The organism is Paraburkholderia lacunae, assembly GCF_003353175.1.
Taxonomy (GTDB): Bacteria; Pseudomonadota; Gammaproteobacteria; order Burkholderiales; family Burkholderiaceae; genus Paraburkholderia; species Paraburkholderia lacunae.
Genome location: NZ_QHKS01000040.1, coordinates 20,744 through 32,195, shown reverse-complemented (window position 1 = coordinate 32,195; position 11,452 = coordinate 20,744). Strand labels below are relative to the sequence as shown.

Annotated in this window: 13 protein-coding genes; 9 read left to right on the top strand and 4 right to left on the bottom strand. The window is 64.9% G+C overall.

Annotation, left to right across the window (positions count from 1 at the left end; all coding sequences use genetic code 11):
• Positions 1-44: 44 nt before the first annotated feature.
• Positions 45-446 carry a response regulator transcription factor gene (locus tag DLM46_RS35085; protein WP_115108818.1) on the top strand — a complete coding sequence of 134 codons (402 nt, stop codon included), beginning with the start codon at positions 45-47 and terminating at the stop codon, positions 444-446.
• 159 nt (positions 447-605) lie between these two features.
• Here DLM46_RS35085 and DLM46_RS35080 read toward each other — a convergent pair whose 3' ends face one another.
• A complete protein-coding gene (locus DLM46_RS35080) occupies positions 606-2,186 on the bottom strand; it encodes a Na+/H+ antiporter (RefSeq protein WP_115108815.1) in 1,581 nt (526 codons plus the stop codon).
• A gap of 49 nt (positions 2,187-2,235) precedes the next feature.
• Positions 2,236-2,511 (bottom strand): DUF1427 family protein, encoded by a 276-nt coding sequence (locus DLM46_RS35075; protein ID WP_115108864.1) that lies wholly within the window; start codon positions 2,509-2,511, stop codon positions 2,236-2,238.
• Positions 2,512-2,798: 287 nt separating this feature from the next.
• Here DLM46_RS35075 and DLM46_RS35070 point away from each other — a divergent pair, with 287 nt between their 5' ends.
• The 7 genes from DLM46_RS35070 to DLM46_RS35040 all read left to right on the top strand — a co-directional run bounded on the left by DLM46_RS35070 (position 2,799) and on the right by DLM46_RS35040 (position 9,310).
• The gene (locus DLM46_RS35070) at positions 2,799-3,485 is read left to right on the top strand and encodes a hydrolase (protein ID WP_059867247.1); all 687 of its coding nucleotides are present in this window, start codon (positions 2,799-2,801) and stop codon (positions 3,483-3,485) included.
• Between the two features lie 169 nt (positions 3,486-3,654).
• Positions 3,655-3,822 (top strand): DUF1427 family protein, encoded by a 168-nt coding sequence (locus DLM46_RS35065; protein ID WP_115108813.1) that lies wholly within the window; start codon positions 3,655-3,657, stop codon positions 3,820-3,822.
• Positions 3,823-3,840: 18 nt separating this feature from the next.
• Entirely contained in the window at positions 3,841-5,730 is a 1,890-nt protein-coding gene (locus DLM46_RS35060; protein WP_115108811.1) for an amidohydrolase, read from the top strand.
• A 1-nt stretch (position 5,731) separates the two neighbouring features.
• The gene (locus tag DLM46_RS35055) at positions 5,732-6,193 is read left to right on the top strand and encodes a DoxX family protein (protein WP_115108808.1); all 462 of its coding nucleotides are present in this window, start codon (positions 5,732-5,734) and stop codon (positions 6,191-6,193) included.
• 26 nt (positions 6,194-6,219) lie between these two features.
• Positions 6,220-7,137, top strand: coding sequence for a glyoxalase (locus DLM46_RS35050; RefSeq protein WP_115108861.1), 918 nt, complete (start codon positions 6,220-6,222; stop codon positions 7,135-7,137).
• On the top strand, positions 7,134-7,829 hold the full coding sequence (locus tag DLM46_RS35045; protein ID WP_115108806.1) for a YoaK family protein: 696 nt from the start codon (positions 7,134-7,136) through the stop codon (positions 7,827-7,829). Before DLM46_RS35050 ends, DLM46_RS35045 begins: the two co-directional genes overlap by 4 nt.
• Positions 7,826-9,310: an alginate export family protein gene (locus tag DLM46_RS35040; protein ID WP_115108803.1), complete on the top strand. Its 1,485-nt coding sequence runs from the start codon at positions 7,826-7,828 to the stop codon at positions 9,308-9,310. Before DLM46_RS35045 ends, DLM46_RS35040 begins: the two co-directional genes overlap by 4 nt.
• On the opposite strand, the gene DLM46_RS35035 is transcribed toward DLM46_RS35040, so the two are convergent.
• Positions 9,277-9,792, bottom strand: a complete 516-nt coding sequence (locus DLM46_RS35035) for a LysR family transcriptional regulator (RefSeq protein ID WP_244306491.1) — start codon at positions 9,790-9,792, stop codon at positions 9,277-9,279. The genes DLM46_RS35040 and DLM46_RS35035 overlap by 34 nt on opposite strands.
• Before the next feature lie 150 nt (positions 9,793-9,942).
• Positions 9,943-10,764, bottom strand: a complete 822-nt coding sequence (locus DLM46_RS35030) for an alpha/beta fold hydrolase (protein WP_115108801.1) — start codon at positions 10,762-10,764, stop codon at positions 9,943-9,945.
• Here DLM46_RS35030 and DLM46_RS35025 point away from each other — a divergent pair.
• The gene (locus DLM46_RS35025) at positions 10,763-11,062 is read left to right on the top strand and encodes a hypothetical protein (RefSeq protein WP_115108798.1); all 300 of its coding nucleotides are present in this window, start codon (positions 10,763-10,765) and stop codon (positions 11,060-11,062) included. The two genes, DLM46_RS35030 and DLM46_RS35025, sit on opposite strands and share 2 nt — an antisense overlap.
• The last annotated feature ends 390 nt before the right edge of the window (positions 11,063-11,452 follow it).

The window sequence follows — 11,452 nt, the reverse complement described above, 5'->3', positions numbered from 1 at the left end:
GTCGCGCCGGCGCCGTATCGCGACACATATCTGGTTTTAATTAAATGGCCATTGTCTGCATCATCGATGACGACGCGTTGATACGTAAGAGTCTGACGAGTCTGCTGAAATCAGCCGGGCATACCGCGGTGCCTTTTTCTTCCGGAGAGGATTTTCTCGCCTCTGCTCAGGCTGGGAGCGCTGGCTGCATCCTGCTGGATCTGGAGTTGAAGGGCGTGAATGGGCTCGAAGTTCAGCGGCTGCTGCTCGAACGGGGCGTGGACGCTCCGGTGATTTTCATATCGTCGCACGGCGACGACGCGTCTGTTGGTCGGGCTCTTGAACAGGGCGCACGTGCGTTCTTGCACAAGCCGTTCTCGTCGGAGGAAATACTGGAGCTGATCGAACGTCTCTCGCCAAATCCCGCGTCCGGGCAAGGAAGCGGGCCTGACGGTGGCAATGCCTGACCGCTCTCACCCTCACGTCTTGCCCATGTCACGCGAGCGCGGCGTGAGCATCCATGGGTGCCTCCTCTCGCAGTCCCCCGGCGTCAGAATAGATGTCGCCTCTGAATTTTCTTAATTTAAAGCGATCAGAGGTGCAGGTTGAAGGAGACGAGCACCCCGTTACGGTTCGAGCAGGCGCAACAGGCGCAGCTCCTCGAGATCGAGTTCGGACTCGATGCGATGCAGCACGGCGTCGTCCACCTTGCCGTCACGATGTAGGTCGAGCAATGCCTCGCGCGATACGCCTACCAGATCGAGTTCGACGCGCAGGAAGCGCGCGCGGTGCTCGACCTGCTCGGCGCCAAACGCGTGTGCGTTTTCGTTCGCGGCAACGCGGATCCGGTATTCGGCGAGCAGGCGCTCCAACGTCGTATGTTCAATGCCGGACGTGCGCTTGCCGGTCCTCTCGAGCGCGGCGAGCGACGCACCGAACGTATGCACGCGCGCCTCATGCTCGGACATCGTACGGCGTGCGCTCGGGCGCAACTTAAGCAACCGGATAAGAGGCGCCAGGCTCGCGCCTTGCAGGACAAGCGTCGCGATGATGAGCAGGAAGGCGCTGAAGACGATCAGGTCACGATTCGGGAAATTGCCCGGCAGCGCAAGCGCGGCTGCGAGGCTGACGACGCCCCGCATGCCAGCCCATCCGAGCACGACCGCCTCGCCGAACGACCACGGCCGCGCCCCTGGTGACCTCCCACGGATGCGGCCCGGTAGCCAGACCGCCGCGAATGCCCACAGGAGCCGGGCGACGATTGCCGCCGCGGTCGCCGGCAATGCGACGCGCAGGCCCGCCATCAATACGGCGCCTTCGTGATTCACTCGCGCGAGTATGGTGTGCAGCGCGAGGCCAATCAGGATGAAGACGAGCGCGTCCAGCACGAACACGATCGCTTCCCAGGTTGCCTTGGCCTTGATGCGCATATCGGCGTCAAATACCCGATGCTGCCGGATGCCCAGCACGAGGCCACAGGTCACAACGGAAAGCACGCCCGAGCCGTGGACGGCCTCAGCGACGCCGAAACTCGCCCAGGCTGCCACAAAGGTCACAACGATGCCGAGCATGGGATCGCGCAGGCGCGGCAGCACCCAGCACATCGCCTGGCCGCATAGCAGACCGATCGCGACGCCGATCAGCGTGAGCATGAAGAACAGGCCCGTTCCACCCGCAACGGTGATGGTGGTTGCCAGCGCCGCCGAAACCGCAATCTGGTAGAGCAGCAGGCCGGACGCGTCGTTGACGAGGCTTTCTCCTTCCAGCACGGCTACTAGCCTTGCGGGCAGCGGGTTGCGCTGCAGGATCGCCTTCGCGGCCACGGCGTCGGGAGGCGAGACGATCGCACCTAGCGTGAAGCACACGGCCCATGGCAGCCCAGGGTTGAAGGCGTGCACGGCGGAGGCGACCGAGAAAGTCGTGAACGTCACAGCCCCGAGCACGAGCGAAATGATGGTGCCGATTTCCTGCCGGAATTCCTTCCACGCCGTGTAGAACGAGCTCGACATCAGCAGCGGCGGCAGGACGGCTGCCAGCAACAGGTCGGGGTCCATGTCGGGCACGCGCTTGCCGGCGACTGCGATCATGCAGCCGCCCACCAGCAGAACGACGGCAGGGGGGATGGCAATGCGGCTGGCGAGCCAGGTCAGCGCGCCCGCGCCGCAGATCAGTAGCAGCAGATATTGGAAGAGCTCGACGTTGTTCATTCGTGTGCCGGCAGCTGATACAGCGCGCACTCGTGTGAGTGGCGGCCCATCACGATGGTTGCTGGTCTCTTGCGGCCACGTCTGATACGCGAGCACCCGGCAGCCGCCCAAACATGTGCTGGCTGCATTTCGCTTCGCGCCATGCCGCGCCCAGCTTGAGGCCCGATAGCACCTGCCGCGCGAGAGGCAGAATCTGCTCGCCGGCCAGCATGCCCAGCAGACCGAGCAGCGCGATCGTGGGTGGGGCCGGCGACTGCACGTCGAGCGCACCATAAACGACGCCGGCAAGCATGCCGGCGAATAGCGAAAGGAAATACGGTTTCATGTTGCGGGCCTCGTTGACTTCCAGCAGGTTGCACAGGCTCTGTGCGGAAAACTCTTTGAAAGCGTATCGGCTTCCAGGTGTTAAGAGAAGGTCCATTCAGATTATTTAAGGGGTAAATTTTTTGAATTAGATTATTTCCGTTTTTTTAACTGTTGATCTTCTGCTTTTGCATGTCAAATAAACGCAGCTGGACGACAGCTTTCGCCAGCGAAAACGTACGTTGGAATCCTCCCGATCATTCCGGCGAGGTGGACTTTTCTCCGACCGGTTCAAAGGACATAGAAATCATGAGCAATCCGAAACTTGAAGTACTCACCCCGCAGAACAGTCAGCTGATCTTCATCGATCAGCAGCCGCAAATGGCCTTCGGCGTTCAGTCGATCGACCGCCAGGTGCTGAAGAACAATACGGTCGGCCTTGCCAAGGCCGCGAAAATCTTCAACATCCCGACCACCATCACCACGGTCGAAACCGAGTCGTTCTCCGGCTTCACGTACCCCGAGTTGCTGGACGTTTTCCCGGGCCAGAAGCTGCTCGAGCGTACCTCGATGAACTCGTGGGACGACCAGAAGGTTCGTGACGCGCTGGCCGCCAATGGCCGCAAGAAGGTGATCGTGTCGGGCCTGTGGACAGAAGTCTGCAACAACACGTTCGCGCTCTGCGCGATGCTCGAAGGCGGCTACGAGATCTACATGGTAGCCGACGCTTCGGGCGGCACCAGCAAAGAAGCGCACGACTACGCGATGCAGCGCATGATCCAGGCCGGCGTGGTGCCGGTGACGTGGCAGCAGGTCCTGCTCGAGTGGCAGCGGGATTGGGCCCATCGCGAGACCTATGACGCGGTCATGAACCTCGTCAAGGAGCACTCTGGGGCCTACGGTATGGGCGTTGACTACGCATACACGATGGTCCACAAGGCCGCGCAACGCACCGCCACTGCTCACGAGGCCATCGCGCCTGTGCCGGCGAAGTGACCATAGGCCGTCGCGACTGGCGGTGCTGATGTGGCGTGTTCGATGTGAACGCGTCGCGTCGGCAACACGTAATGAGGGTGGCGATTCGTGGTCAATTCACCAAAGCCATCCTCGGAGCGACTGCCGGGACGTGCGACCTGCATTCCAACCTGTCCGAGAAATTGATCGTATGGAACCCTATCTGGTTTCCCTTGGTGCGGGCTTGCTGATCGGTGTGATCTACAGCGCAATTAAGGTTCGTTCTCCCGCACCGCCGCTGATTGCCCTGGTCGGCCTGGCCGGCATGCTGATCGGCGCACAGGCTATCGCGCCGGTCCGTCACTGGCTCGGCTTCTGACCGCATCGAGGACATTTCATGAGCGCAAACGATACTCAACCCGATCTCATCCTGCACAACGGGCGCATCACGACGCTCGATCGTGCGAACCCCGTCGCCACCGCCGTCGCGATCAAGGGCGGCCGCTTCGTCGCGGTCGGCGGCAACGCGGAGATCGTGCCGCTCGCGGGCCGCGCGACGAAGGTCGTCGACCTCGGGGGGCGCGCCGTGCTGCCGGGCCTGATCGACAACCACTGCCACGTGATTCGCGGTGGCTTGAACTACAACATGGAGCTGCGCTGGGATGGCGTGCCGTCGCTCGCGGTCGCGATGGACATGCTCAGGCGGCAGGTCGCGATCACGCCCGCGCCGCAATGGGTGCGCGTGGTTGGTGGTTTCACCGAACACCAGTTTGCCGAGAAGCGGCTGCCGACGATCGAAGAACTCAATGCGGCCGCGCCCGATACGCCGGTGTTCATCCTGCACCTGTACGACCGCGCGCTGCTGAACGCGGCCGCGCTGCGTGTGGTCGGCTACACGAAGGACACGCCCGAGCCGCCGGGCGGCACGATCCTGCGCGACGCCGCGGGCAACCCGAGCGGGTTGCTGCTCGCGAACCCGAACGCGACGATCCTTTACGCGACGCTCGCGAAGGGGCCCAAGCTGCCGTTCGAATACCAGTACAACTCGACACGCCACTTCATGCGCGAACTGAACCGCCTCGGCGTGACGGGCGTGATCGATGCGGGCGGCGGTTCGCAGAATTATCCCGACGATTACGAAGTGATCCGCAAGCTGCACGACGCGGGCGAGATGACGATCCGGATCGCGTACAACCTGTTCACGCAGAAGCCGAATGCCGAGAAGGAAGACTTCGTGAACTGGACGAAGAGCGTCAAGTATCACGACGGTACCGACTATTTCCGCAACAACGGCGCGGGCGAGATGCTGGTGTTCTCGGCGGCCGATTTCGAGGACTTCCGCGTCGCGCGCCCGGACCTGCCGGCGCAGATGGAAGACGATCTCGAAGGTGTCGTGCGTGTGCTCGCACAGAACCGCTGGCCGTGGCGCATGCATGCGACCTACGACGAAACGATCAGCCGCGCGCTCGACGTGTTCGAGAAGGTCAACAAGGACATCCCGCTTGCCGGTTTGAACTGGTTCTTCGATCACGCGGAAACCGTTACCGAAAAATCGATGGATCGTATTGCGGCGCTGGGCGGCGGCATCGCGGTGCAGCATCGCATGGCGTACCAGGGCGAATACTTCGTCGAGCGCTATGGCGCGCAGGCAGCCGAAGCGACGCCGCCCGTCGCGAAGATGCTTTCGAAGGGCATCAAGGTGTCGGCCGGCACCGACGCGACGCGCGTCGCGTCGTACAACCCGTGGGTGTCGCTCGCATGGCTCGTGACGGGCAAGACGGTCGGCGGGCTGCGGATGTATCCGCAACGCAACCTGCTCGATCGCGAGACCGCGCTGCGCATGTGGACCGAATACGTGACCTGGTTCTCGAACGAGGAAGGGAAGAAAGGGCGTGTGGCGGTCGGGCAGCTCGCCGATCTGGTGGTCCCGGATCGCGATTTCTTCGCGTGTGCGGAAGACGATATTGCGGACACGACCGCGTTGTTGACGGTGGTCGGCGGAAAGATCGTATGGGGCGCGGGGCCGTTCGCGTCGCACGATGCGCCGATTCCGCCCGCGATGCCGGACTGGTCGCCCGTGCGCGAGTACGGCGGCTACGGCGGCTGGGGCGCGACGCAGCGCAACGGCGCACCGCTGCAGCGTGCGGCTGCTGCCGCGATGTGCGGCTGCGCGAGCGCATGCAACGTGCACGGACATGCGCATGCGGGCGCATGGAGCCGCGCGTTGCCGACGTCGGACGCGAAGGGCTTCTGGGGCGCGTTCGGCTGTTCGTGCTGGGCGATCTGACATGGCGGCTTCGACCAACCGCGGCGGCTTCGGCAACCCGGCGTGGGTCCGCGCGCTGCTGGCGCAGCCGTGGATCCTGCCGCTCGTGCGTCTGGCGCTGGTGTCCGCCTACCTGATCGGCGGCGTCGCGAAGGCGCTGGACTTCGACGGCGCGGTCGCCGAACAGGCGCATTTCGGCCTGCATCCGGCCGCGCTCTGGGCGGCGCTCGCGATCGCAGTCGAGATCGCCGGCTCGCTGAGCGTGGTGCTGAACCGCTTCACGTGGCTCGGCGCCGGCAGCCTCGGCATGCTGACGCTCGTCGCAATGGCGGTGGCGAACGATTTCTGGAACCGCACGGGCGCCGAGCATTTCACGGCGCTCAACAGCTTTTTCGAACATCTCGGGCTGATCGCCGCACTCGTGCTCGCGACCGTGCTCGCCGATGCGAAGCATCCGCCCGGCGACGGCCGCCCCGTTCGATGACGATGAAACAACAAGGAAACCCTGTGATGAAAACCATTCGTTCCGTGCTGCTCGCCGCGATGATCGCGGGCGGTCTCGCCGTCGCGCCCATCGCGTTCGCGAAGACGCCGGTCGCGAAGACCATTGCGACACCGGCCGTTGCGGTCGGCCCGCAGTACGACACGACGCACGTGTGCGTGTCGCCCGACGATTTCGACCGCTTCACCGACAGCTTCGTCGCGACCTTCGGCGGCAAGAAGTCGAAGCAGGGCGTGTTCCAGGTCACGCCGACGCCGAGCCAGACGATGTCGCAAGTCGTGCTCACGCCGGTCGGCACGATCTCGGTGTTCGGCTTCAAAACGCCGATTCCGTATCCGTTCTGCGCGGAGCGCACCGGCTATTTCGTCACCGACATGGGCGTAGCGGTGAAGTCGGCGCGCGCGCACGGCGCGGACGTGATCGTCGACACGTTTCCCGACCCGATCGGCCGCGACGCGATCGTCCGCTGGCCGGGCGGCGTGAACATGCAACTCTACTGGCATACCGAAGTGCCGCACTACGACGCGCTCGAGACGGTGCCCGAGAATCGCGTATACGTGTCGCCGGAAAGTGCCGACAAGCTGGTGCGCGACTTCGTCGCGTTCTCGCACGGCAAGGTCGTGTCCGACGTGCGCAATGCGCCGGGCATCGAGATCGGCCGGCCGAACGACACGTACCGCCGCGTCCGTATCGAATCGGGGTTCGGCAAGATGACCGTGCTCGCGACGGACGGCCATCTGCCTTACCCGTTCGGCCGCGAGATGACCGGCTACGAAGTGTCCGACCTGGCCGCGACGCTGAAGAAAGCACAGGCCGCGGGCGTGACCGTGCTGGTACCGACGTTCACGTCGGACGGGCGCGATGCGGCGCTCGTGCAGTTCCTGGGCGGCTACGTCGCCGAGATCCACGCGGGCGCGGCACGATGAAGCACGAAGACACGATCCTTGCCGCGGTGGCCGGCTTCGTCGATACGCTGAGCTTCGTCGCGCTGTTCGGGCTGTTCACCGCGCACGTGACGGGCAATTTCGTGCTGATCGGCGCGGGCGTCGCGGGATTCGGGCAGGGCATCCTGCTGAAGCTCAGCGTGTTTCCTGCGTTCGTGTGCGGCGTCGTCGCGAGCAGCCTGATTGCGCGCGCGCTTTCGAGGCGGCCCGCGTGGCAAGGTGCGCGCGCGCTGCATGCGGTGCAGGCCGTGCTGCTGCTCGGCTTCTGCGCGGCCGGCGTGTGGGCGACGCCCGTGACTCAATCCGACAGCCTGCCGGTGCTGGTGGCCGGCATCGTCGGCACGTTCGCGATGGGCGTGCAGAACGCGCATCCGCGCGTGATCGCGCGCGCCGGCGTGCCGAACACGGTGATGACCGGCAACGTTACACAGGCGATCCTCGACGTCGTCGACATGCTGTCCGCCGGCATGGCCGACAGCGTGCGCGCGACGGCACGCGCGCGTTTCGCAAAGATGCTGCCGGCGATCGTGGCGTTCGCGCTAGGCGCGACGGCCGGTGCGCTCGGGTTCCGCCATGCCGGATTCTGGGCGCTGCTCGTGCCCGTCGGTGCGCTTGCGGCGCTGGCGCTGTGCGCGGCGCAACCCGCCGGCATCGTCACGCAGGAGGGCACATGAACGGGCGGCGGGAACGGAAGCATCACGGCCGCCGTTTTGATCGTGCGGCCCGCGTGTCGGTCGTCGCGGGGTTGTTGTTCGCCGGGGCCGACGCGGCGTTCGCGGAAGCGGCGCCGGCACCGACCTCGGTGCCAGCGCCAGCCGTGGACAGCACCGCGTCGACGTGCACGGCCAAGCGGCCAACCGTGCTGTTCAACCGCTGGCAGGAAGACTGGTCGGTGCTCGCGAATCCTTGCGTGCCGCACGCGCCGCTCGACGGGTTGAAGTACATCCCGCTCGGCAACGATCCGGCATCCTATCTGTCGCTCGGCGTGAACCTGCGCGAGCGTTTGGAGACCAACGACGCGCCGCTGTTCGGGATCGGCTCCGCGCAGTCGGACACGTACCTGATCCAGCGCGTCGAGGTTCATGCCGATGCGCATCTCGGACAGCACTGGCAGTTCTTCGTGCAGCTCGAAGACGCCCGCCCGTTCGGCAAGAACACGGTGACGTCCGTGGACAAGAACCCGCTCGATATCGAGCAGGCATTCGTGACCTATACCGGGGCGCTCGGCGGGGGCACGGTCAAGTTTCGCATCGGCCGCCAGGAAATGGCCTTCGACTTGCAGCGCTTCATTGCCGTGCGAGACGGTCCGAACGTGCGCCAGGCATTCGACGCCATCTGGGCCGACTACGAATACCAGAAGTGGCGCTTCATCGCGTACGCGACGCAGCCTGTGCAGTACCGCGACGCGACCGTGTTCGACGACGTGTCGAACCGCGATCTCACCTTCAGCGGCGTGCGCTTCGAGCGCCAGTCGGTGGGGCCGGGCGATCTGTCCGGTTACTGGTCGCGCTATAACCGCAGCAATGCGCGATTTCTCGACGCGAGCGGCGCCGAGCGCCGCGACGTGTGGGACTTGCGCTACACGGGCACGCAGGGCCGCTTCGACTGGGATGTCGAAGGCATGCTGCAGACGGGCACGGTCGGCAACAGCACGATCGGCGCGTGGGCGCTCGGTTCGATCGCGGGCTACAAGCTCGACCTGCCCTGGTCGCCGCGCATCGGGCTGCAGTTCGACGCGGCTTCGGGCGACCGGCATCCCAGAGATGGTCGCGTCGAGACCTTCAATCCGCTGTTTCCCAACGGCTACTACTTCACGCTTGCCGGCTATACCGGCTATTCGAACCTGATTCACGTGAAGCCGTCGGTTACGCTGAAGCCGTCGTCGAACCTGTCGCTGCTCGGCGCGCTCGGTTTTCAGTGGCGCGAGACGACCGGCGACGCCGTCTACCAGCAGGGCAACGCCGTGGTGCCGGGTACGGCCGGCAAGGGCGGGTTGTGGACGGGGATGTATGTGCAGTTGCGTGCGGACTGGACGATTGCCGCGAACCTGGTCGGCGCGATCGAGGCCGTGCATTTCCAGGTCGGCGACGCGATCCGGAAGGCGGGCGGGCACAACGCGGACTACGTCGGCGTCGAGCTGAAGTACGGGTGGTAACCGATGCGTGGGTCCGAGATCCACGCATCGGTTGCCCTGGGCGGATACAGCACCGAGATCGGGCGCGCGGGGGTGTTGAAATCAGTCAGGACCTCACGCAAGCGGCCCGACTTCAGGTACGGTTCGACCAGGTACGCGAGAAACGCCGGCAGCGCTGGAACCATGACTTGTTTCGCCATCGCTGGCGGTAGGTTCACCTTCAGGCGGCCGTGCGGCACGTTACGTGCATGCGATACCGACGCCTCCATATCGTCGATCTCGCGGAGCACTGCGACGGAGCGCTCGTAGTACGCCTGCCCGTCCTCGGTCAGCGAGATCCGACGGGTGGTGCGATTCAGCAGCCGGAAGCCGAGATGCTGCTCGAGCGCGCTCAGCAGCGCCGACACGCGTGGCGTCGTGAGTCCGATCGTGTCAGACGCGCGCGTGAAGCTGCCAGTTTCGACAATGCGCGTAAAGACACGCATCGAAAGCAGGGTATCCATCGTCGGGAGCTCTCCAGCCTGTTGGTTTGCAGCGCCGGCTCGTGCCGGCGCTGCCATGTCGATCGAACCGCTATGCGTCGGAGCGGATCGACGGCAAACGACATTTCGCGCAGGTGCGGTCCGGTCGGGCAGGATCGAAGGGGAAGATGCTTATGCCTGCAGGAACGCGAGCAGTTCCGCGTTGATGCGATCCGCGTTGACGACGCACATGCCGTGCGAACCGCCCTCGATCACCTTCAGTTGCGCGTGCTTTACGATCTTCGCGGACAGGCGGGCCGAATCGTCGATCGGCACGATCTGGTCGTCGTCGCCATGCAGGATCAGCGTCGGCACGTCGATCTTCTTCAGGTCCTCCGTGTAGTCGACCTCGGAAAATTCCTTTACGCACAGATACTGGCCGTAGACGCCGCCCATCATCCCCTGCGCCCAGAACGCGTCGATCGTGCCCTGCGACGCCTTGGCGTTCGAGCGATTGAAGCCGAAGAACGGCACGGCGAGATCCCTGTAAAACTGCGAACGGTTCTCCGCCACGTTCTTGCGGATGCCGTCGAACACTTCCATCGGCAGGCCGCCGGGGTTCGTGGCCGACTTCACCATCTGCGGCGGCACTGCGCCGATCAGCACGGCCTTCGACACGCGCTTCGTGCCGTGGCGCCCGATGTAGTGCGCGACTTCGCCGCCGCCGGTGGAGTGGCCGACGAGCGTCGCTTCGCGTACGTCGAGTGCGTCCAGCAGCGCTGCGAGATCGTCCGCGTACGTGTCCATGTCGTTGCCGTGGGACGGCTGACTCGAGCGGCCGTGGCCGCGGCGGTCGTGCGCGATCACGCGATAGCCGTGCTGCAGGAGGAACAGCATCTGCGGATCCCACGCGTCGGCGCACAGCGGCCAGCCGTGCGAGAAGACAACCGGACGGCCGCTTCCCCAGTCCTTGAAGTAAATCTGCGTACCGTCGTTTGTGGTGATCGTGTTCATGGCGCGAGCTCCTGTGTGGGCGGAAGATGCGGTGCGGGCGGGTGTGCCGGCCGCGGCCGCCATGGCGGGCAGCGCCGCTGCCGCGACGGCGGTCGCGCCGGCGATGAGCATGTCGCGGCGGCGGGTCAACGGAACGGCATCGGGTTGTACGGAATGCATCGGGGCTCCTTGGGTATGCGGCGCAAGGACGCCGCGCAAGATGGTTGATGGGGGGACCGGCCGCGTCATCTCGGCGGCGGCCGGCCCGCCTGCGCCGTCGCGCACCGGCCGGCGCGCAATGCTGGCGAACGAAGGCTGACAGGAGCCTATCCCGACGCGGTGCACGCTGTACTGAAATCTGGCTTAATTTTCTTGAGTGCCGCTGGGTTACCGGTTCGGATTGCCACGATGCGAAAAAATAAAACACACTTCAAGACTCTTCCGCGGCGCACGACTATCGTGGCACCTGCTCACCCGCCGCAGACCGCGACGGTTTGCGTCGGAGCACGACCATCTCGCGACCCACGAGCCCTTCGGTATGCAACTGGCGAATCAGCTGGAACAGGCGGTCCGTTTCGCGCGACGACAGCGGCGTGGTCGGCTCGTTGCGCGGGCGTGGACGGCCCGCGCAATTTCGACGAGCTGCTGCTCGGCAATTGACAGCTCGCTCACCTTGCGACAGCAGCAACGTCGATGAAAGCCCGCTGAC